The organism is Heyndrickxia ginsengihumi, from assembly GCF_011008565.1.
Lineage (GTDB): Bacteria > Bacillota > Bacilli > Bacillales > Bacillaceae_C > Weizmannia > Weizmannia ginsengihumi.
Map to the genome: position 1 here is coordinate 42179 of NZ_JAAIWK010000020.1, position 20901 is coordinate 63079.

At 35.4% G+C, this 20901-nt stretch carries 22 protein-coding genes and 2 pseudogenes; 17 read left to right on the forward strand and 7 right to left on the reverse strand.

The genetic code is table 11. The features are described from left to right. Positions 1–54: 54 nt before the first annotated feature. Positions 55–1179 carry an ROK family transcriptional regulator gene (locus G4D61_RS12415; RefSeq protein ID WP_035354521.1) on the forward strand — a complete coding sequence of 375 codons (1125 nt, stop codon included), beginning with the start codon at positions 55–57 and terminating at the stop codon, positions 1177–1179. 86 nt (positions 1180–1265) lie between these two features. On the opposite strand, the gene G4D61_RS12420 is transcribed toward G4D61_RS12415, so the two are convergent. After that, positions 1266–2069, reverse strand: a complete 804-nt coding sequence (locus tag G4D61_RS12420) for a LysR family transcriptional regulator (RefSeq protein ID WP_025728500.1) — start codon at positions 2067–2069, stop codon at positions 1266–1268. A 115-nt stretch (positions 2070–2184) separates the two neighbouring features. Here G4D61_RS12420 and G4D61_RS12425 point away from each other — a divergent pair, with 115 nt between their 5' ends. Then, entirely contained in the window at positions 2185–2733 is a 549-nt protein-coding gene (locus G4D61_RS12425) for a DUF4865 family protein (RefSeq protein ID WP_163174093.1), read from the forward strand. A gap of 69 nt (positions 2734–2802) precedes the next feature. Here the strand turns inward: G4D61_RS12425 and G4D61_RS12430 are convergent, their stop codons facing one another. After that, entirely contained in the window at positions 2803–3291 is a 489-nt protein-coding gene (locus tag G4D61_RS12430; protein ID WP_025728503.1) for a GNAT family N-acetyltransferase, read from the reverse strand. Between the two features lie 143 nt (positions 3292–3434). Between G4D61_RS12430 and G4D61_RS12435 the strand changes: the two are divergent. The 6 genes and pseudogenes from G4D61_RS12435 to G4D61_RS18215 all read left to right on the forward strand — a co-directional run. Next, a pseudogene (locus tag G4D61_RS12435) lies at positions 3435–3857 on the forward strand (HAD hydrolase-like protein); the annotation flags it as partial. 163 nt (positions 3858–4020) lie between these two features. Then, positions 4021–4476 (forward strand): isochorismatase family protein, encoded by a 456-nt coding sequence (locus tag G4D61_RS12440; protein WP_367613779.1) that lies wholly within the window; start codon positions 4021–4023, stop codon positions 4474–4476. Between the two features lie 220 nt (positions 4477–4696). Then, positions 4697–5179: a DUF2975 domain-containing protein gene (locus G4D61_RS12445; RefSeq protein ID WP_025728507.1), complete on the forward strand. Its 483-nt coding sequence runs from the start codon at positions 4697–4699 to the stop codon at positions 5177–5179. A gap of 10 nt (positions 5180–5189) precedes the next feature. After that, positions 5190–5414: a helix-turn-helix domain-containing protein gene (locus G4D61_RS12450; RefSeq protein WP_025728509.1), complete on the forward strand. Its 225-nt coding sequence runs from the start codon at positions 5190–5192 to the stop codon at positions 5412–5414. Positions 5415–5556: 142 nt separating this feature from the next. Next, complete coding sequence (locus G4D61_RS12455) at positions 5557–6351, forward strand: DUF817 domain-containing protein (protein ID WP_025728511.1); 795 nt, start codon at positions 5557–5559, stop codon at positions 6349–6351. A 352-nt stretch (positions 6352–6703) separates the two neighbouring features. Continuing rightward, positions 6704–6875 (forward strand): annotated as a pseudogene (locus tag G4D61_RS18215) (IS5/IS1182 family transposase); the annotation flags it as partial. Between the two features lie 216 nt (positions 6876–7091). On the opposite strand, the gene G4D61_RS12460 reads toward G4D61_RS18215, so the two are convergent. Continuing rightward, a complete protein-coding gene (locus G4D61_RS12460) occupies positions 7092–7250 on the reverse strand; it encodes a hypothetical protein (RefSeq protein WP_163174079.1) in 159 nt (52 codons plus the stop codon). 250 nt (positions 7251–7500) lie between these two features. Between G4D61_RS12460 and G4D61_RS12465 the strand changes: the two genes are divergently transcribed. The 3 genes from G4D61_RS12465 (at position 7501) to G4D61_RS12475 (ending at position 10203) form a co-directional block, all read left to right on the forward strand. Continuing rightward, entirely contained in the window at positions 7501–8046 is a 546-nt protein-coding gene (locus G4D61_RS12465) for a hypothetical protein (protein WP_025728513.1), read from the forward strand. A 453-nt stretch (positions 8047–8499) separates the two neighbouring features. Beyond that, positions 8500–9306, forward strand: coding sequence for a fumarylacetoacetate hydrolase family protein (locus G4D61_RS12470; protein WP_025728515.1), 807 nt, complete (start codon positions 8500–8502; stop codon positions 9304–9306). Between the two features lie 249 nt (positions 9307–9555). After that, positions 9556–10203: a lysozyme inhibitor LprI family protein gene (locus G4D61_RS12475; RefSeq protein ID WP_163174081.1), complete on the forward strand. Its 648-nt coding sequence runs from the start codon at positions 9556–9558 to the stop codon at positions 10201–10203. Positions 10204–10560: 357 nt separating this feature from the next. Here G4D61_RS12475 and G4D61_RS18220 read toward each other — a convergent pair whose 3' ends face one another. Together G4D61_RS18220 and G4D61_RS12485 are read right to left on the reverse strand one after the other, a co-directional pair. Next, positions 10561–11304, reverse strand: a complete 744-nt coding sequence (locus G4D61_RS18220) for a hypothetical protein (RefSeq protein WP_051476271.1) — start codon at positions 11302–11304, stop codon at positions 10561–10563. A gap of 698 nt (positions 11305–12002) precedes the next feature. Then, positions 12003–12653, reverse strand: a complete 651-nt coding sequence (locus G4D61_RS12485) for a CcdC protein domain-containing protein (RefSeq protein WP_025728521.1) — start codon at positions 12651–12653, stop codon at positions 12003–12005. A gap of 188 nt (positions 12654–12841) precedes the next feature. Between G4D61_RS12485 and G4D61_RS12490 the strand changes: the two genes are divergently transcribed. Together G4D61_RS12490 and G4D61_RS12495 are read left to right on the forward strand one after the other, a co-directional pair. Continuing rightward, the gene (locus tag G4D61_RS12490; RefSeq protein WP_163174083.1) at positions 12842–13324 is read left to right on the forward strand and encodes a MarR family winged helix-turn-helix transcriptional regulator; all 483 of its coding nucleotides are present in this window, start codon (positions 12842–12844) and stop codon (positions 13322–13324) included. Between the two features lie 403 nt (positions 13325–13727). Next, positions 13728–14336 (forward strand): GNAT family N-acetyltransferase, encoded by a 609-nt coding sequence (locus tag G4D61_RS12495; RefSeq protein ID WP_025728525.1) that lies wholly within the window; start codon positions 13728–13730, stop codon positions 14334–14336. 145 nt (positions 14337–14481) lie between these two features. Here G4D61_RS12495 and G4D61_RS12500 read toward each other — a convergent pair whose 3' ends face one another. Together G4D61_RS12500 and G4D61_RS12505 are read right to left on the reverse strand one after the other, a co-directional pair. Next, positions 14482–14964, reverse strand: coding sequence for a GNAT family N-acetyltransferase (locus G4D61_RS12500; RefSeq protein ID WP_025728527.1), 483 nt, complete (start codon positions 14962–14964; stop codon positions 14482–14484). A 253-nt stretch (positions 14965–15217) separates the two neighbouring features. Beyond that, positions 15218–15844: a cysteine hydrolase family protein gene (locus tag G4D61_RS12505; protein WP_025728529.1), complete on the reverse strand. Its 627-nt coding sequence runs from the start codon at positions 15842–15844 to the stop codon at positions 15218–15220. 848 nt (positions 15845–16692) lie between these two features. Between G4D61_RS12505 and G4D61_RS12510 the strand changes: the two genes are divergently transcribed. The 4 genes from G4D61_RS12510 (at position 16693) to G4D61_RS12525 (ending at position 20853) form a co-directional block, all read left to right on the forward strand. Next, positions 16693–17439, forward strand: coding sequence for an SDR family oxidoreductase (locus G4D61_RS12510; protein WP_025728531.1), 747 nt, complete (start codon positions 16693–16695; stop codon positions 17437–17439). A 256-nt stretch (positions 17440–17695) separates the two neighbouring features. Then, on the forward strand, positions 17696–18556 hold the full coding sequence (locus tag G4D61_RS12515; RefSeq protein ID WP_163174085.1) for a helix-turn-helix domain-containing protein: 861 nt from the start codon (positions 17696–17698) through the stop codon (positions 18554–18556). A 247-nt stretch (positions 18557–18803) separates the two neighbouring features. After that, positions 18804–20018 carry a CaiB/BaiF CoA transferase family protein gene (locus G4D61_RS12520; protein ID WP_163174087.1) on the forward strand — a complete coding sequence of 405 codons (1215 nt, stop codon included), beginning with the start codon at positions 18804–18806 and terminating at the stop codon, positions 20016–20018. 109 nt (positions 20019–20127) lie between these two features. Then, entirely contained in the window at positions 20128–20853 is a 726-nt protein-coding gene (locus G4D61_RS12525; protein ID WP_025728537.1) for a beta-ketoacyl-ACP reductase, read from the forward strand. Positions 20854–20901: the final 48 nt, after the last annotated feature.

Here is a 20901-nt window from a genome sequence, read left to right on the forward strand (position 1 = left end):
ATGAATTTAAATGAAATCTTTTTATAAAATTATTTTACTTAATGGGGTCGTTTTATGGACAATAGCATCACCTTTAAAGATATAAAAAAGAATAATTATTCGTTAATCTATCATCTTATTTACCAGCATGAAAAGCTTTCGAAGCAGGAAATTGCAAATCAGCTTCATTTAAGTTTGCCGACAGTAACGCAAAATTTAGTACGTTTAGAAAAGGAAAAACTGATCGAAAAAAATGGATACTTTGAATCATCCGTCGGCAGAAGAGCGACAGCTTATACAATCTGTCCGCAAGCCCGTATTAGCATCGGTGTCGAGATTCAAAAAAAGAAGGTACGCATTTTAGCAGTGGATTTACTTGGCACTGCATTCCAACAAAAGGAATTATCTCTAAGCTATTCTAATGTAAATAGTTATTACGAACAGTTAAGCCTTGCTGTACAATCGTTTATTACCTCTCTAAATATTAGGAAAGATCAGGTTCTTGGCATTGGCTTTGCCGTACAAGCATTAACATCAACAGATGGACAACATATTACTTATGGAAAAATATTGGATTGTACAGGGTTGGATATTCGCGTTTTTTCCCAGTATCTCGATTATCCATGTATGTTTGTTCATGATGCAAAGTGTGCGGCAACAACGGAACTTTGGGTTAGAAACGATATCGGAGATGCCATCTATTTGTCGATTGGTACACATCTTGGCGGGGCTATGATTATCAATGATCAGATTTACATGGGAAAAGAAGGATATAGTGGAACAGTGGAGCATATGACGATTAATCCCAACGGTTCTTTTTGCTATTGCGGGAAGCGAGGGTGCATGGAAACATATTGTTCAATTAGTGCGCTTCTAGAGGAAGATGAATCATTAGAGCTTTTCTTTCAGAAAGTACGTTCTGGAGATCCTTCATATTCGGAAAGATGGAATACCTTTTTAGATTATCTAGCATTTTCAATCAATAACATTCATCTTGTCATTAATAGAGATTTTATTCTAGGCGGACATATTTCCCCTTACTTGAAAGAAGAGGACATTACGATTCTTCATGAGAAAGTGTACGAAAAAACTGCATTTCCAAGTAATGAAACGTTTATTTATATCAGCCGTTCAACCGACAATGGTGTTCCTATCGGTGCGGCGATCCCATTTATTCAATCATTTTTAAATCAGATTTAATAAGCGATAGAGCAGCTGAAATATGGGTCTCTGTGAGGCCGTGTTAGACAGTGAAAGGGGGAGCGGAATGAAGTTATAATATAGTGTCAGTCATAAAAAGCATCTAAAAAATCTAGATGAAATACTCTATTGTTCTGTTTGTATATGTTTATTTTGACATCATCGAGTGACGTCTGTTTTACTGGATATTCGATAATGTTGTCTGAGCACATTTTTGTCGGGAGGATCGCCATTCCTTTGCAATTTTTGATCATGGAGAGAATTAGTTCGAGAGAATCAATTTCAACAACTTTCCAATGTCTTTTTCTCTTCTGAAGAAAATGAAGGGTCGCTTTTCTATATGGGCAATCAGCATCTCTGCTTACAAAAGCAGTCATATGCCTGAAATCGCTGAATCCTATATTTTTTGCTCCTAGCCAGCTAATCTTCTCATGAAAAGTATGCACTAATTCAAATTCGTTTTCTTGAAGATCTCTATTAATGAAAATTATATCAAGTGTAGAAGTTTTTAATAAAGATAAAAGTTCATGCGCAGGACGAGTGTATAACGAAAATTGATCGCTGCCGTTTAATAGATAATGAGAGAGGTAGTTTGTCGTAATTGTTGGTGTAGCCCCAATTTTTAAAAGCGAGGGAGTGTGAGTTATTTTTTCCTTTGCTTCGGATATTAAGTTGATGACTTGAGAAGCATATTCAAATAGAACTTTTCCTTCAGGAAGAAGGGAAACTCCTCTATTTGTTCGCTTAAAAAGTGGCGCTTGTAATTCGTCTTCTAATATTTTAATTCGCGCGGTAACATTTGGTTGCACATATCCCAATTGTTCAGCTGCTTTAGAAAAAGAGCCAAGCTCAGCAACTTTAAGAAATATTATTAAATCATTTGTCTCCATTTATCGGCCACCCCCAGATATCATTATGAATGATATCAGTAATCATTTATCGTTATTTTACCTTGGCTTAGCATAGGAGTAAACTATGTTTATGAAATTGAAACGAGGGATCGCCATGATTGGAATGCAATACAAAGTTATGTTACCAAGTGATTACGATATGAATATTATTAGAAAGCGCGTCAAAGAAAACGGTGCAAAGACAGATAGATTTCAAGGCTTACATTTTAAAGCTTATTTAATAACTGAAAATGGCAACGACAATAATATCTATAATTCCTATTCTCCACTGTATATTTGGAACAGCCATAGCGGAATGAACACATTTCTCTTTGAAGGCTACTACGATAATATTCTAAAATCCTTTGGCTGGCAGCGGATTAACATTGGAATCCCTTTATATTGCAAATTGAATAAAAACTTTCCAGATAGTCTATATGCTATTGAGATCACAGGTTCAATTCAAGAGACTACCAGTTTAGCTGCTTCATTGATGGAAAACCAACCAAGTTTAGAATTAAAAAATGAAATTGTTGGGGAAACATGTATCTATAATCCAGATAAATGGTGCTACAGCCACATATGCTTTTTTAGAGAAAAACCTGAAAACCTCCAGAATATAGGTACAATTTATGAAGTGTTACACGTATCTATTGGAGAGTGATGAATGAAATTGAATACGTCCTCCTGTCATTTTATCAGGAGGATGGGGATTAAAGTATTGTTAGTAGAATTAGGACAAATGTTTGCTCATATTATACCAAACAGCACCACCATGCTGAGACTTCGAGACCCCGTTGTGTTGAAATCCGTGATGTTCATAAAAGGGAATCAAGTATTCTTTACATGTTAGTGTTATCGTTGTCCGTTTTTTCTTAAGCGCTTCTTTTTCAAGATGCGCAAGTAATGTTGTTGCGATCCCTTGATTTTGATAGTTCGGGTCAACAGCTAGTCCTAAAATGCTTTGATGACCTCCGAATTCAGGATTTTTCTCGATTTCATCAAATAAATCATCTGTTATAACATCGGTTTTAATGACGGGGCCATTCACGAGGCCGACAATGACACCGTTTTTCTCAGCTACAAAAAAACTATCCGGAATTAACTCAATTCGTTTCTTGAAGGCTTCCTCTGTTGCAGCTTCTTCCTCGGAAAAGCAATGTTGTTCAACCACGATGAGTTCAGATAAATCTTCTTTTTTTACATTTCGTATTCTTAACATCTAGTAATTCCTCCGGGTCTCAATGAAACGATTTCTTATTGTTAAAATATATCATATTTTACACTGTTCATAATCTGTTTTCTGATTAAAAACAATGATTAAAATCGGAAACAAAAAAATATGTATAATAAATGGGGGGATAAATAAAAAATATTCGAAGTGGAAAAGGTGCTTTATATCCGAATGTAAAGGAAATATTTTGTTATTTAAAGGAGAATAACTATACAATATACATAGCAAGTAATGGGTTAACAGAGTATTGGCAAGCAATAGTAGACAATTATCAATTGAATAATTGGGTTACTGAAACATTTAGTATTCAACAAATACAATCGCTGAATAAAGCAGATTTAGTCAAAACGATTATCATCAAATATCATATTAAAAAAGCGGCTGTTGTTGGAGATCCTCTACCTGATATCAATGCCGCTAAAGATAATGGCTTAGTTGCGATCGGGTGTCATTTTGATGTTGCGCGCGAAGATGAGCTTTTACAAGCTGATTTTGTCATAGATGATTTACTTGAATTAAAAACAATATTACTTGAAATAGAACATGTTTATTGAACGACATACATAAGCGAATTGGGCAATTTTTTATGAAGCAAATGAATAGGAGGTACATATATGAAACAAGCACTCATTATTGTTGATCTGCAAGAGATCTTTTTTTTAGAGGAAAAAAAATTTCTTGTACGAGCATGAACAATTACTTACTAATGTAAATCAGATGATTGATTGGGCAAGGTTGAAGGGGATTCCTATCGTGTTCATCCAACATACAGACCAAAACCCGTCAGATGAAATGGCGAAAGGAAAGGACGCCTGGCAATTACATAAAGGGCTCCATCGAGAAAGCAGTGATATTGTTATTGAAAAGATTACATGGGATGCCTTTTATCGAACGAATTTAGAGAAGACATTAAAAGCATTGGGAATTGAACAACTCATTTTTGCGGGTGCACAAACCGAATTTTGCTTAGATACGACAATGCGAATTGCCTACAGTAAAGGCTATCAACATAATCTTTTAGTAGAAGATACGCACAGTACATTAAATAGCAGTCAACTTAGTGCAGCGCAAATTATTAAACATCATGAATCTGTATGGCATAATCGTTTTGTGAAAATCCAACCGCTTGAATTGTATCGAAGGTCACTTACTGAAACAAGATTACAATTGTAATTGTATAGGAAGTGATGATCAAGAGCTAGATTACAACATTGCAATATTGTACATATTTTAAATGATTTTTCTAAAGCATTTCTCCGTAATGAGAAGTGCCCTTTTGTTTGGAAATATTTATAAAACAATAAAAACATCATAAAAATAAATAAAAATTTATTGATAAACGATAAATAATGGATTAGAATCAAATTTATATTAATGATGTGAGGTGCTTTTTATGAAACGTGGAACAACACTCTTTTTAAAGATAGCTGTTTTTTTTATTGGTCTTCCAGTTCTTGCCTTGTGCATATTTGTGGTGCCAATGATAGGAAGTTTTGCAAGAGGATTGTATCCAGATCTTGCTTACATAAAATATCTCGTTTTCATCGTCATGTATGGAGCTGCGATTCCTTTTTACTTTGCTCTGTATCAGGCTTTTAAGCTTTTGCACTATATTGACAAGAACATCGCTTTCTCGGATTTTTCTGTGCGAGCTTTAAAGAATATAAAATATTGTGCGATGACAATCAGTGGTATTTATGTGCTAGGAATGCCACTTCTTTATCTTATGGCTGACAAAGATGACGCTCCAGGTATCATCGTACTCGGATTAGTCATTATTTTTGTTTCAATGGTGATCGCGGTCTTTGCTGCTGTTCTCGAAAGGCTTTTAAAAGAGGCAATTGATATAAAATCAGAAAATGATTTAACGGTCTGAGGTGAAAAAGATGGCGATTATAATCAACATTGATGTGATGCTGGCTAAAAGAAAAATGAGTGTAACAGAACTTTCGGAGAGGGTAGGAATCACGATGGCGAATCTTTCGATATTGAAAAATGGAAAGGCAAAAGCAATCAGGTTTTCAACTTTAGAGGCAATCTGTAAAGCGTTAGACTGCCAACCTGGAGATATTTTAGAATACCGCGGTGATGAAGGTGGCCAAGATGAATGAAATAACAATATTTTTCGTTGAAAGAAAGAGAAGTTTGCTTTTCCAGTAATGAATGGCAATGAAGCAAATCTTAAAAGAGGAGTTACTTATGAATTTCATCATTCAAAATGATTCTCAAAAAAAGCCTTTAAAGGCACAGATGATAAGAGCGTTCAAGCAACTCGTTCGTTTTGGTTGGGAGCAGGCGCTATCATGTTTATTTCCAGTCGTTATTTTTGCCTCGTTAGCTTTGACAAAAATGATGCCTATTCCTTTCCTGCCGCGGTATGACTTACTGCTCATCATCTGCCTTTTAATGCAGTGGTGGATGGTACATTTTGGACTTGAAACACGGGATGAACTAAAGGTTATTACATTGTTTCACCTTATTGGACTTGCGCTTGAACTTTTCAAGGTGCATATGGGGTCTTGGTCTTATCCAGAGAAAGGTTATTGCAAAATTTTTGGAGTGCCTTTATATAGCGGGTTTATGTACGCAAGTGTAGCGAGTTATCTTTGCCAAGCGTGGAGGAGATTAAAGGTCGAGCTTATTAAATGGCCGCCGTTTCTATTAGTTGGGCCTCTTGCTGCTGCGATTTATTTAAATTTTTTTACTCATCATTACTGGATTGATATTCGTTGGTGGCTATCAGGACTTGTCATCATTGTCTTTTGGAAATCATCGGTTACTTACGAGGTTGACGGAAGCCGTTATCGTATGCCGCTTGCACTTTCTTTCGTACTTATCGGATTTTTTATATGGATTGCCGAAAACATCGCAACGTTTTTTGGAGCTTGGGAATATCCAAATCAAACCGACGCGTGGAGTCTCGTTTCGCTAGGAAAGGTAAGTTCATGGCTTTTATTAGTCATTGTTAGTTTTCTTATCGTAGCGACGTTAAAGCAGGTAAAGGAAAAAAATTCTAACGGAATAGGTACTAATCATTTTTTATCATGATTAAAAGCGCTCTTCATTTATTTCCTTTGCCTAAACATTAATCTAAACAAAACAAGTTAAATAAAATAAGCGCATTTATAAACGCATGAAAAAGGTAAGCGAATGCTTGAAAATAGTTTATGTAAAGTTGGAAAAGAAAGTATATTAACTAAACAAATCCTGAATACTGCGCTCCAACCCCGTTCAGGAAATATCCTTCGCTGGCTCGTGAGCCTTCTCGTGCTTATGCACCGTGGGATCTCACCGATGCTTATCCTCCTCCGCAGGAGACTACGTATATTTCCGGAGTGGGTTTGTCAATGTGCGTCTTTCGCTACTACTTTTGAGTGTTGTTGAGAGAGAGCAATTAGCAATGATCACAATGGACCAGTGAGTATCGCAAGAACATTTGCTACGTAAACTTAAGCTGCTATCAATTTCTTCTTCATTTATTAGCTGAAAATCTCTACTCACCACTCATCCAATATGTGTTTGGTATTCGTTCTATGCGACAAACCATTAAAGATATAGGAACAAACATGGCAACTTACTTGAGTAGGACTTAGACTAATTGATTGGTGCGGAAGTTGCTTGACTCCTGGGGATTAGCGTCAAGTCCCGGCGAACGTACACGGAAAGCAAGTACTTTGAGCAGATATCAACGGCTTTTTACCGGAATTCCATTCAAAAATGATAAAGGTATCGAGAGTAAGTATTCTCGATGCCTTTTGTCGACAATCTGAAACCATTTAAAATGGTTGTTAATCACGCATTGCTCCCGCCTCTCGAGATGTCATTGCGCCTTGTCCTTCGCTCACATCTTTTTGAATTTCTTGTTTTACTTTCTGGGCATTTGTTCCGGCAAACTCTGGTTTCATAATAGAACCTGTATTTTCTTTAGCCTGTTCCTCCTGCTGCATATAAACCCTCCTTAATATATTATTGAACAATCTTATTATTTACAAAAAGACATCTAATATGTTCCATGAATTACGGAAAGTGCAGTTGATTCAGCTAAACAATGGAATGCTAAGGCGCTCCTATTTTCTTGTTTAATAAACCACTTATAATAAAAAAATGAAATTGAAGTATTCTAACTCTTCACTCTTTGTTGAAGAGGCTGAGTGAAAAAGGTAAAATTTTGGTAACTAATGTTGTTGAGGTGATACGGTGGATAGTATTATGAAATCATATTTTGAAAATCTAGAGGCAAAGGACAAAAATGTACAATTAGAAGCCTTTCAACATATCATGAATGCTACAAAAGAGAAAGTAGACTGGTCGTATGAAGTTTGGGATCAATTAATCGATTGGCTTACCGATTCCGACAATCACCGGAGGGCTAGGGCAGCACAGTTTCTTGCTGGGTTAGCAATAAGTGATCCTGAAAAAAAGATGCTGCACGATTTTCCAATGCTATGGGAAGTTACAAAAGAGTCTAAATTTGTGACAGCTCGGCATACAATACAATCAATTTGGAAAGTAGGCTTAGCTGGAAAAGAACAGAGAGAAATGTTGCTAAATTATATGATTGATCGATTCAAAAATGCAATAGATGAAAAACATTATACGTTGATTCGATATGATATGATTGTCGGATTAAAGAAATTATACGATGAAATAAAGGATGAACATATTAGGGAAATAGCAATGGATTTAATTGAGTGTGAGGAAGATAACAAATATCGAAAGAAATATTTGTCTGCATGGAAATAGTTTTGGCATAAAATAATATCTCCTTTTTAAACGCGGAAAAGTATAAGAAAAGCTCATGTGCCTGCTGAAATCTGAATAGGGTTATTAGTAGAGGAATAAGATTATTTGGATATGGACGTGATGCAAATACGAAAATTTACGTGATTCACTGGGCGCAATTCTGAACCCAATTACTGGTGTAAGTAGAGGGTATTCGTAAACATTTATGTTGAAGGCGCTATCATCCTCCTTTCATCTAATTTGAACATTTCTCCGATTGTAATAGGGTGGCTGATTGCTGCTTTACTTTCTCATAATGTGTGAACACCGATTTCTTTTCCAAGGTGAAATCACGGCGATGAAGAAAGTTAAAACAGAAATCTTAGTTCGTAAGATTAGTTTAAATATAGATAATACAGTTCTGCATTGGTATAATTTACTATGGATAAATCTATAATCGGAGTTGGTCAGGTAATGAAGGTTCTACAAAACGCACAAACAATTGTTCGCTATCAAAATGATAACGGAAAAGTATATTACGGAATTTTAGAAGATGATCAAATTTTACAATTGGCTGGTGATTTTACTGATATTATAAACAATGAAATAAAATATGATGGTGTAAAGGTTAAATATGATGATGTAAAAATTTTGGAGCCTGTGGCACCTTCAAAAGTAATAAATTTCGGTTGGACATACTCTGGACATGCAATTGAGACGGGGGGAAAGGCAAATCTTAAAGAACCATTTTTGTTTTTAAAACCGGCATCTTCCTTGATTCCAAATGAAGAAGATATCGTTCTTCCGTCAACTGATTTGACTACACAGGTGGAAATGGAGGGTGAAGTCGCAATTATTGTCGGGAAACGTGGGAAAAATATAAAAGAAGAAGAGGCATTAGATTATGTCTTTGGATGTACGATCTTTAATGATGTAACTGCAAGAGATTTGACAAAAACTGATCCTCAGTTTACACGTGGAAAAGGTTTTGACACTTTTGGCCCATTGGGACCATGGATTGTGACGGGGGTAGATCCAACTAATTTACGAATAGTGACAACTTTAAATGGAAAAGTCGTACAAGAGGGCAATACGAACCAAATGTCATTTTCAATTCCTTTTCTTATTAGCTGGATTTCACAGATTATGACACTAGAGCCGGGTGATGTTCTAGCTACGGGTTCACCTTCCGGCAGTTGTCCAATGAAAGCCGGCGATGTCGTGACTGTGGAAGTAGAGAATATCGGGAAATTACGTAATTATGTAATAAAGCAGAAATAAGTTGCTGTTTCAGCTCCGGGTAGCAGCAGGAGAAACTATAAGTATTAGACTGGATCCAATAAAGGTCCAGTTTTTTCTTGTTCTTATATGTCTTAATTCCTCATCCGGTAGTGCCCAGTCAGAATAGGAAATTTATGTTAAATTATAAAAGGGTTCTTTTTCTTGTTTCAGTCAATGGGCTGGATTGTTAAAAGAATATAAAGATTATTTTCAAAACATAGATTATAAAAGGAGAGAGGCATTGTTTTAATGGGGAACAATCGTAAACTTTTAGTGGGAATGTTAACAGTATTATTTATTATATTAGCTGCATGTGGAAACTCATCAAAAGAGTCAAGTGCTACGCTGGACAACCAGTCAAAAAATAATAACTCAGCGCAAAACACAAATGACGAACCTGCAAAGACGAATTCGAAGGAAAATTCTTCCTATACTAGCAATCATGATAAAGGTGAAAATGACACAGATGCACAAACGAGTACATCAAAGAATAAAGCAGAAAAAGAAGATGACTCCCGCACGAACAATACTCAAGCGAGTTTGAAAGAAGAATATCTCAACAAATTAAACGATACAAAAAAGAAGATAGAAGAGGAACGAAGCAATCTAAAAGATGATTCAACATATGCTTTAAAAAACGTGGAAGGGGATAGATTCGACGCTTTGGATGGATTATTAAATGAAGTTTATGAAGTTCTAAATAAGCAACTTCCTTCAGAAGAGATGACCAAGCTAAGAAGAGAAGAACGTGGGTGGATAAATTACCGGGATAAAGCTGCAAAAAAAGCATCTTTAAAATATAAAGGCGGTACGATGGAACAATTAGAATATACTGCGGTCGAGAATGATCTGACAGAAAAAAGATGCTACGAATTAGTTGGAAATTATATGAAATAATTTTTTAATCCCAGATAGGGAAACGATTTTCCATTAATGATCCGTAATGGAATCACTATGATGAGGCGATCTGGGTTTTAAAAAAGCTATCATAAATGCTACTTTAATGGGATAGAAACAGAAAAGCTCAGAGTTTTGATATGCTCCCAATAAAGTAGACAGATGAAATAATAAAAATCTGTTTAGTTTATTGGGGGCTTTTTCTATGGATCAATACAGTGTAAGGCGGGTGTTGCTTAGCGCCTTTTTATTGCTAGGTTACATATATAAACAAACATAAAGCACCTGATCAGTCACACTAAATATGAAAATGCTGTATATGAAATGGTTTGTTAAATAAACTATCTTCAGCTGTTATTATCCGTGGAAATCACCTGTATTTTGATTGACCGTTACATAAGGATTAACACCAGTGTCAATTTCCTTGACCCAAACTTCCCAATTGCCATTCCCAATATACTTATAGCGACTAGGAGTAACATGATAATTTTTGTATAGCTCCTCTTTGAACGTTTTCACCCAAGCTCCATTTGGCTGGTTTACAGCTTGATCGTTCGCAACAGTTAAGCTTGTTGCATAAACAACTTTTTCAGTTGTAGAATCTAGCAATGATAAAATGTTTTTGCTGTCTATTTTATACTGAAATAACGTAGCATCGTGTGTCTCATCTTTATTGTTTACAACTTCTTTCACAAAGCCTTCTTTAAAATCATCTTGATGGTCTGAAGTGGGGACAATTGTTAATTTAACTTTTTTTCCACTTTGCGTCATTGTATATGATTTAAAGTCAACCGTCGTATTCGGTTCGTTACTCTCATATTTTAATGTGGCGGTGAAGACGTCATCTATTCGTTCTTCTAATCCACAATTTTCATTAGAAGAAGTTGAGTTTGAGCTGTTATTAGATGTATCATGAGTAGAATGATCGGATGTGTTTGTAGACTGATTTGATGGAGAATTGTTCTCGGCATTTTTAGTCGTTTTGTTCGTTTGTGACTGATGTTGTGTTGTTGGACTCTCTAAAGCCCCCCCTGAAGAATTTCCACAAGCCGATAGTGAAAACAATAATAAAGCTGTGAAAAAGGTAGCAATTATGTTCACGTTTAACCCCCTGTTATCCAAAATATGCAAACCTGTTATTCTAACAAAAGTCGAAGAAACCGTTTTAATTATTTTAACAAATAATTAAAAGCAATCACAGAAGAAGTTCCGAGAAATGGAAAAGGTATCTCGGAGCTTCTACAAGCCTAGTTTATGTTAACTATTCAAAAGTTTTCCAGTCTTTCTTCTTTGCCCACTAATCCTAATGGTCTAGCTCCTGAAAATATCGTGAAGGATTATCTATTCATTGTAGACGAAATGGATGCGCAGCCAAAATCTGTTTTACCACTAATTAAGCCATGGCTTTTAAAAATTTATTGTAACAAAAAGTTAGTGCCTGCACATGTCGAGAAAAAATAAAGAAGTTAAATTTGTTTTTTCATTTCCATATTAAAAATGGTATCAAGGTAAAAGATAAGGGGTTCAATACTTATGTACATTTCCATAATTCATCTGATAATAAAGCAGTCTATCAATAAAAAATGGACTGGATTCAATAAGAGATCCAGTCTCAATTTATTATTTCAATTCGCTCTCGTGTATATCGTAAGTATCATACATCTTTGTTTTGGAACGAATTTAACAACAGAGAAAAGAAGGTTAAGAGGGAAGGGGAGTGAGAATGTCACAACCCATTGGTTTAATGAATTTACAAACTAGACTTATAATCTCGAGTATAAAGAAAAATTTAATCTCACTTAATTTGCTTGCTTATTTAAACTTAACACCTTCCAAACGACAAAAACAAAATAACTGATGAAATAACTGATAAACATTGCAAAAATTAGACTTGTCCATGTATCACTTGCCGAAGTAGAGACTTGTGATTGCCAATTAAAATGTTGTAAATTGCTAGCTGTAAAATGTTGTCCTTTTTCAACATTATATAAATGATAAAGATGCGTCAGTTTTATGATAATCCTAACAAGGACAAGCATTACGACAATTGTACCAAGGAAGGGGTTAGGACGGTAATACCAAACATGATTGCGGCTTTCGATTTTTGTCCATTTGCTCGATAGTATAGCGAGCCCTAAACCTAAAATGACTCCAATACTTCCCCACAACAAAAACAATACATTGATATGGCCAATAAACGGTGTGGCACCATGTAATGCTTTAGTGATCAAATGTAAATGAGTAAAAATCAATGTTAAGAGAGCGCCAAGAATAATAGTAACCAGCCCAATTGCAATCTTTCGTAACAATTGGGAGGTTTTAAGCAACATGAGTATATATATAAGTGGCTGCGGGATCGACCGCCAACTGGCAGCCTTTTTAATTTTTCTAAACAGAATAAAAACAATGAAGAGAATTGTAATCATGATTCCAACTGTAGGGCTTTGCATTTTGTCACCACCTTATTTTAAAAATTGACCGCCATATTTTTACGTGTTCAGTATTATTTCATTTTTTGCTAATGGTTTTGTCTATAAATAGTTTTGTTATCAAACTGTTTGTTTCGCAATCCATATGCTATAATGATTTTAAAGGAATGTCAACCCTCCATTTGAATGTCTATTTGAGGTGATGGATAATGTCGAAAAATGAAGAGTATAAAAACGGAGAATTAACAATGGATCAACATACAGCAATGAAGATGAGCACTGGCTATCTTCTTTCCAGAGCGGGGAGAATCATTCATGAAAAATTTGAAAAGGCTATTGAACCGATGGGAATTCGTGCCCGCCATTTCGGTTTGTTGATAAATTTAAGAAGCTATGGTTTTCTATCTCAAAGTGAAGCAGCACAGAAGATGTCAATAGATAAATCAACAATCGTTGCAATAGTAGATGATCTTGAAAAATGGCATTTAGTTGAACGAAAACGAAACGCAAAAGATCGGCGTCTCTATGATTTAACCTTAACAGAGGAAGGGATAAAAAAATTACATGATGTAATCAATTTTGTTGAAGAAAGTGAATGGTTGAAAGCGTTGAATAAAGAGGAAAACGAGCAACTAAACAAATTACTGTCGCGGTTATTATTTGGGCCGAACGGTTTGCTTTCTAATCCATGATCCTCAATATATTGCTTTCGTTATAGTACATATAGAAGAGAAACAGGATACTTGTATTTTAGAAATTTCAAATGAAGAAGAAATCCCGAATTTAATTGATTGATTACATCATCATCATATAAGAGTATATGAACTAAATATCTACGAACAAACATTAGAGGAAGTTTTTTTATCAGTTTAGATAAAAGGAATAAAAATGAATGATCAGTATTTTTTTGAAAAAGCACTAACCATCTGTTTACATAGATAGTCCATTTAATAAATCCTAACCTTAACGGTAAAGATCTTAATAATCATCTGGTACCTAAAAATATATGAAAACTGGTACTGCCAAAAATGATCAAGCTCCATTACGATAGTGAATGAAGCAGGTATAAATATATTATTGGAAGGATGAAAGAAAATGGATGAAGGATTATTTCAACAACCACCAACGCTAGAAAATGGAAGAATTCAGCTAATACCAATGGAATTGGAACATGTGCAGCCGCTTTTTGCCATTAATCATCCCAGTATTTGGAAATTTATGCTTACGGAAGTAAAGACGGAAACAGATATGTATAACTGGGTAGCGCGAGCTGTTCAACTTCGCCAACAGCAGAAAGCTTTGCCGTTTGTTGTGATATTAAAGGAAACGAATCAAATTGTTGGTACTACTCGTCTTTACGAACTAAATAAGGAACAGAGGTCATGCGAGCTTGGTTCTACTTGGTATGATCGTCATTTTCAAAGAACATATGTAAACTCTGATTGTAAATATTTATTATTACAATATTGTTTCGAAGAATTAAAATTAATTAGAGTCCAGTTGAAAACAGATGAGCGAAATCTTCGCTCACAACAAGCAATTGAACGGATAGGAGCTGTAAAAGAAGGGCTGTTACGCAATGAGAGAATTCTTGACAATGGTTATATCCGTAACGCTGTTCTATATTCGATTATAAATGATGAGTGGCCTTCGGTTAAGCAAAGGTTTTTCGAAAGAAACGGCAAATATGCTCAAAAGCAATAACGAATGCTTATATCTTTCATGATAAATGGTCGTACTTAAAGACACTGGCTTGGATCACTCCAAGCTTTTTCTGTATAAAGTAAATATATTATGTAAACTAAATGTATGTGTTAGCTTTCAGTTTATCTGTACACCTTTTTGACCTTTAATTTGCGAAATCTTTTTGTAATACAAGTTCATCTCGTAAAGGGATTCCGTCATTTCCGATAAGGGGGATGGATGGTTTCAGTTTTCTTGCCCGATCCACTGCATGTTGCAGCACCTTAATGAGACGATAACCTCGTTTTTGATAAAACTTTAAGGCGTGTAAATTATCATTTGTGGTGATTAATTTAATCAATCTACAGCCATTATATTTCGCAATGTTTTCTACTTGCTGTAAAAGTTTTGACCCTATTCCGTTTCCCTCAACGATACTATCTAATGATATAATCTCACACTCGTTATTTCTAATGACGTAAGTAATGAGTCCAATAATATCTTGATTTTCATTTAAATAAACAAATCCATCTAACTCATTACAATGATAAATTCCACTTGAAATAACCATTTCTGGACTGCCCCAATGTTTTTCAAAAAATGCACTAATTTTATGTTTCGCTAATTCACTTACTTTACAAATACACATCGTTTGCTCCTTGAAATAAATGAAATTGTTTTTGTTTAATGATTATTTTATAACAAGTTCTAAAATCCTTTATATCGTAAAGGTTGATTAGAAATTATTCAATAAAATTGATTGGGAGAAAATGATTGGTAGTAATCACACTGTTCGTTATCAGGGAAAGTTTACTTTATTTTTGTTCATAGAGAAAGTTTAACAACCATTGCTAGTTTACTAGAAAAGAAATTTCATGATCATATTTAGATGGTGAAAAGGATCATAGTTTAGAAATTGCGTGTTGAGTCGTCCATGTTGCACTGCTAAAGGCATGATAATTTGTGATCGCTGCTTGAAAATCCCAATCGCTTATTGTGGCGGTAGCATCATAAACGACAGCTGTTTGGAAGCCATTCTCGATTAAGTCCCTCATATGCGATTCCACACACACGTTTGATAAGACACCTGCTAAAATTACTTTTTCTTTCTTTTGTTGACGTAATTGATAAACTAAGTCATTTGTTTGTGGGCTTGCAACTTTATGAGCAGTTGCAATGATTGTTCTTTTATCTAGAATGTAAGGTGTAAGTGAAGGGACCCAGTCACCACCTTCATTCGGCGGAGTATAGGCATTCTGTTTCTGATAGACTCCAAGTTTTAATAACATTTCTTGTTCGGCCCCTGTATGTTTCCAACGATAATCATGCGGAAAGATATAATGAGGGGAGATAAATAGTTGATAGCCTTTGTTCATGGCTGTGCTCATAAGCAGTTCCAGATTACCAAGTGTATTGTATTGTTTAATGATATTTTCAGTTAAATGGTAGCCTTTGCCGCCGGGAGATAAAAAGTCATTTTGCGGGTCTGTGATGACAATCGCTGTATTAGCGGGATTAGGATTAAACATGTTTTACCTCCGGTTAAAAAGTTTTGAAATTACATTGATTCCAACCAGTATTCTCATTCATATATATAGAAGATAGCTAAGACACATTCCAGTTATTCCATTTGTTTTAAAAAAACAGTTTCCTCGCTCGTATCAAGTTGTGAAATTGAATGAGGGAAACATTTATTTTATGATGGGGGAATCAACATGAATTAAAAACGTGTTTATATATATTGAGAGCGACAGTTGATAGATTCTAAAACGCATACTTTCATAGCAAAAGCCGTATTTTTCACATGGAAATACGGCTTTTTAAATTTTTTTGTAAGGGCATGATAGATTTTTAAAACGTGTGAGTCGTAATGGTCCAATCTATTGAATTCTTAATAAATTGATTATAATTTTGACATATCATATAACCTATATTTTAGTTAATATACATCAATTTTATAATTATCTCCCCTTAATATTTCTATCAGAATTTTCTTATCAATATGTTGACGAATAGTTATATATTGTGATATTTTATAATTATTATTTTTAAAAATTGCAAAAAAATACTGGATGTAGTTCGATTAATATTATTCTATATTTCTTTACAGTTGTCATATATTAATCGTATTACCACGATGTTAGTGATGAAAATGTAAGTGTTTACATCCTGCTTGTTGAGTAAATGGTGTTGTTCAGACTACAGGCTTAGGTGAAAAAGTAAAAGCAGTAGTGAACGCACACAACCTATCAGCATACTCTGCGCTAAATTGCAAAAGTCCTACTCATACATCTCATCAATGCGATTATAGAGTAGGAAGCTATTTGAGTTAGCTGTTAAGAAGAAGAGTGCTTCGATTTTTAGGGAGGGAGCTATTATGGGAAAGTTGTCAGGTAAATACGCTATTGTTACTGGCGGTGGAAAAGGGATTGGTGAATCGATCGTCAAATGCTTCATAAAGGATGGCATTAATGGCATTGCGGTACTTGATTATGATTTAAGTCTTGTGGAAGACATGGTGTCGAAGCTCGATAAAGCAACTGTCGAAGTTCTACCGATCAAATGTGATGTATCTAATGAAAAACAGGTAGAAGCGGCTGTTTCTCAAGTCGTGGAACGTTTTCAGTCAATTGATATCCTTGTCAACAATGCTGGCATTACTCGCGATAGCATGTTTCATAAAATGCCTAATGAATCTTGGGATGCAGTATTAAATGTGAATTTAAAAGGTGCATATAATCTTTGTAAATATGTCGTACCGATTATGCGAAAGAATGCTTACGGTAGAATTGTAAACATCTCATCAATCTCTGCATTTGGGAATGTCGGTCAGGCGAATTATTCAGCATCAAAGGCTGCATTAATTGGATTTTCTAAAACGCTCGCAAAGGAAGGCGGGCCGAAAAATATTATTGTGAACTGTGTTGCCCCTGGTTTTATTGAAACGGATATGTACAAAGATGTTCCTAAAGAAATTATAGAAGAACATATGAAGCTAATCCCTGTCAGAAGACTTGGACAACCGAATGAAGTCGCAAAAGCTGTATCCTTTTTTTCCAGCGATGATGCAAGTTTTATATCAGGACAGTGCCTGCTTGTGAGCGGAGGGGTTTCAGCTTTATAACCTTTAAAGGATTCTCAAAATCATAGTCATTCATGAATCACCGTTTGTCTTGTAATATAGTATTATCGGCATCAATCAGTCAAATATAACTTTAGTGGCTAGACTAATAGTTTTGGTTAGGACTGGAAAAAGATGCAATAATAATATTGGGGTAATGAAAGCAGATTATCGACATTAAAAAAATTTTTTTGAGTAGTTGCCACCAATAAATAAAAATAAAAAAGACAAATATTATAAATTTAAAGGTGATCGTGTAATGAATAATACTATGATAAATATACTTTGGCTTGCAAAAAGTGAATATCCATCAGGGAGTAGACTTGAACCCCATTCACATGATTATTATCAAATTTACTACGTAACTAGTGGAGAGGGCGATTTTATTGTAGGTAATGAAATAGTCACTTTAGGCCGCGGAATGTATCTTTTTACAAGACCTAACGATATCCATGGCATCTCTGACACACGCGAAGTAGATGGCAAACCATTAAGAATGCTGGAAGTAAAGTATGTGGTTTTTGATCGTGAATTCCAAGAAAGTTTGAACAAACTTCCAATTGTATGTCAGGGATCAGAGAATATTGAGAACATGCTGGAGCTAGTTTTTAATGAAGCGATCGACACACTGCCTTGGTATTTGGAGATTTCTACACACACATTTATTGCTGCACTATACTATATGGTTCGATACCAAAGAATCGAAATTTCTACGAATTCTCAAAAGTCCCAGGTCGTAGAGAAAATTAAGGAGAATATACAAGAAAATTATAAGAATGAAGTTTCTTTAGATAAACTCTCCCAGTTTGTTGGACGAAGCAAAAATTATATCTGTAAAGCATTTAAAGAGAGTACAGGAATGACGATCAATCTCTATCTAAATAAAGTGCGGATCGATAAAGCCGCGGAGTTACTCGTTAACACCAATTTAGATATATCAGAGATTAGTAATGATGTTGGATATAATAACATTTACCATTTTATTAAATCGTTTAAAAAAATTGTTGGTACCTCACCTGGAAACTTCCGTAAAAATGAACTTAGTGGTAATGCATTGGTAAGTTCCAAAGTAAGGGCAATCGCAACCATTCCTGCGCAACAAACGAGGAATGATGTGTAGATGATCGTTATTTAATCCTTTTCTGAATGAGAATAAATGCTATCTAACGTTTAAATCACGCGAATGTTAACTTATTTTTTCGCCTTTCATCGAATCCACGGACGGATCGTTTTACTCTGCATTGATCGCCCAATAATCATTAGAGTAGTAATTTCATAATTCGTAATATGACTTGAAAATGGATGAAAGGTTCAGCGTTTCTTTATAGTGGTTTTAATCAAATGAATTAAAAAATGGGGTGAGATTAATGTCTGTGTTATCTGGAATAAAAGTGTTGGATTTAACCCATTATATCGCGGGGCCGTATTGTAGCCAGATCCTTGCTGATTATGGTGCCGACGTAATTAAAATTGAAAGACTGGAAGGTGAAATCGGGAGGACATCTCAGCCAATACATGATGATATCAGTTTGTATTTTGCCGCAGAAAATCGTAATAAAAGAGGACTTTCATTAGATTTAAAAAGTCAAAAGGGTAAAGAAATTCTTCATCGTCTAGTAGAAACGGCAGATGTTTTAGTCACTAATTACGGCACTAAAGTACCTGAAAAACTAGGTTTTAATTACGAAGCCATTTCATCGATCAACCCTAAAATTAGCATGGTTCACATTACTGGATTCGGAACAACGGGCCCTTACAGAGATTATGGAGCGTATGATGGGGTCATCCAATCAATGAGCGGATTAGCTGAATTAACGGGACACCCCGATGGTCCACCTACCTATGTTGGCTTTTTTATAGCTGATCATTTAGCTGGTTTGCAAGCAGCACTAGGTGCAATGTTCGCTATATTTCATCGAGAAAGGACAGGTAAAGGACGTTTTGTTGATATAAGTATGCTTGATGGCTTGGTTTCTTTATTAGGATTTAGCGTTGCTGAAGCAGACTTACATGGGATTATAAACCAAAGGTGGGGAATGAGCGACCGTTTTCAGTTATCAAAAGCCTTTCCAACAAAAGATGGGTATGTATTCCTCGGATCCTATTTAAATGCCCCTAAAAAAAAGTGGATTGCATTATCCGAATTGATAGGTAAAAGTGAATGGGGACGAAGGGATTCGCCATTTTATACGGAAGAGGGAAGAAGAGAAAACAGAGAAGTTTTGGATCAGGCAATTGCTGATTGGACTATTCAATATAATAAAGAGGAAGCTTTTCAACTTTTACAGCAAAGAGGCATTGCCAGCAGTCCAGTAAATAATTTAGAAGAGCTATTAAAAAATCCTCAAATGAAATATAGAGAAATGATTCAAACTGTAAAAATGGGAGGGAATTTAGAGGTGGCAGTTCCGGGTGCGGCAATTAAGATTTCAGAAAGTCCTATTAATCATTTCAAGTCCCCGCCGACTCTTGGTGAACATTCGGAGGAGATTTTAGCCGAACTAGGCTTTTCAGAATTAGAAATTGAGGATTTAAAAACAAATAATATAGTTCGCGTTGAGAAAAAGATAGCGGAGTTCTAGTCAATTGAAAGTAAGGTGCAGCACGAAATATGTCTTTTGAAAAACACTTTTTTAAAGCGCTTACTAAAAATGACGTTATTCATAGACGGATGTGATGAGGGGGGATTTTATGAAACTTGAAGGGAAAGTCGTTATTATTACTGGGGGAGCTGGCGGTCTTGGAAAAGAATCAAGTTTTTTATTTGCTAGTGAAGGCGCACAAGTTGTTGTCGCTGATTATCATGAACGTTCAGCAGAAGAAACAGCTAGAGAGGTCAACGGTGTCGGATTAGGCGTCGATGTGTCTAAACGGGACCAAGTGGAGCGAATGGTCAGTGAGGTTATCCAACAATTTGGTAAAATCGATATTTTAATCAATAACGCAGGAATTACGATGGATTCCACTCTTGTAAAAATGACACAGGATCAATGGGATACGGTTATATCCATTAATCAAACAGGTGTCTTCCATTGTACACAAGCAGTCATCCCTCATATGATTAAAGAAGGTTTTGGAAGAATTATTAATACAAGTAGTATAGTAGGAAGAATGGGTAATTTTGGTCAAACAAATTATGCTGCGAGTAAAGCAGCTGTTATTGCGATGACCCAAACGTGGGCAAAAGAGCTTGGTAGAAAAGGAATTACTGTTAATGCGGTCGCTCCAGGTTTTATTATGACCCCAATGACGGAGAAGATGCCTGAAAAAGTTCTTCAAGGGATGAAAGAAAAAGTATCCCTTCAACGGCTTGGCACACCAAGAGATATAGCTAATGCCTATTTATTTCTAGCAAGCAATGAATCTAGTTATATAAACGGAGCTGTTATTCCGGTTGATGGCGGTCTTTCAATATAAGCAGTTCACTTTGCTGATTAGATCATGTAGCAATATCGAGTATAGATG

What these genes read in the sequence shown, in the direction of transcription:
- G4D61_RS12415 (WP_035354521.1), top strand. Translation starts at nt 55, where the DNA reads ATGGACAATAGCATCACCTTTAAAGATATAAAAAAGAATAATTATTCG.
- G4D61_RS12420 (WP_025728500.1), bottom strand. Translation starts at nt 2,069, where the DNA reads ATGGAGACAAATGATTTAATAATATTTCTTAAAGTTGCTGAGCTTGGC.
- G4D61_RS12425 (WP_163174093.1), top strand. Translation starts at nt 2,185, where the DNA reads ATGATTGGAATGCAATACAAAGTTATGTTACCAAGTGATTACGATATG.
- G4D61_RS12430 (WP_025728503.1), bottom strand. Translation starts at nt 3,291, where the DNA reads ATGTTAAGAATACGAAATGTAAAAAAAGAAGATTTATCTGAACTCATC.
- G4D61_RS12440 (WP_367613779.1), top strand. Translation starts at nt 4,021, where the DNA reads ATGATTGATTGGGCAAGGTTGAAGGGGATTCCTATCGTGTTCATCCAA.
- G4D61_RS12445 (WP_025728507.1), top strand. Translation starts at nt 4,697, where the DNA reads ATGAAACGTGGAACAACACTCTTTTTAAAGATAGCTGTTTTTTTTATT.
- G4D61_RS12450 (WP_025728509.1), top strand. Translation starts at nt 5,190, where the DNA reads ATGGCGATTATAATCAACATTGATGTGATGCTGGCTAAAAGAAAAATG.
- G4D61_RS12460 (WP_163174079.1), bottom strand. Translation starts at nt 7,250, where the DNA reads ATGCAGCAGGAGGAACAGGCTAAAGAAAATACAGGTTCTATTATGAAA.
- G4D61_RS12470 (WP_025728515.1), top strand. Translation starts at nt 8,500, where the DNA reads ATGAAGGTTCTACAAAACGCACAAACAATTGTTCGCTATCAAAATGAT.
- G4D61_RS12475 (WP_163174081.1), top strand. Translation starts at nt 9,556, where the DNA reads ATGGGGAACAATCGTAAACTTTTAGTGGGAATGTTAACAGTATTATTT.
- G4D61_RS12485 (WP_025728521.1), bottom strand. Translation starts at nt 12,653, where the DNA reads ATGCAAAGCCCTACAGTTGGAATCATGATTACAATTCTCTTCATTGTT.
- G4D61_RS12490 (WP_163174083.1), top strand. Translation starts at nt 12,842, where the DNA reads ATGTCGAAAAATGAAGAGTATAAAAACGGAGAATTAACAATGGATCAA.
- G4D61_RS12495 (WP_025728525.1), top strand. Translation starts at nt 13,728, where the DNA reads ATGGATGAAGGATTATTTCAACAACCACCAACGCTAGAAAATGGAAGA.
- G4D61_RS12500 (WP_025728527.1), bottom strand. Translation starts at nt 14,964, where the DNA reads ATGTGTATTTGTAAAGTAAGTGAATTAGCGAAACATAAAATTAGTGCA.
- G4D61_RS12505 (WP_025728529.1), bottom strand. Translation starts at nt 15,844, where the DNA reads ATGTTTAATCCTAATCCCGCTAATACAGCGATTGTCATCACAGACCCG.
- G4D61_RS12510 (WP_025728531.1), top strand. Translation starts at nt 16,693, where the DNA reads ATGGGAAAGTTGTCAGGTAAATACGCTATTGTTACTGGCGGTGGAAAA.
- G4D61_RS12515 (WP_163174085.1), top strand. Translation starts at nt 17,696, where the DNA reads ATGAATAATACTATGATAAATATACTTTGGCTTGCAAAAAGTGAATAT.
- G4D61_RS12520 (WP_163174087.1), top strand. Translation starts at nt 18,804, where the DNA reads ATGTCTGTGTTATCTGGAATAAAAGTGTTGGATTTAACCCATTATATC.
- G4D61_RS12525 (WP_025728537.1), top strand. Translation starts at nt 20,128, where the DNA reads ATGAAACTTGAAGGGAAAGTCGTTATTATTACTGGGGGAGCTGGCGGT.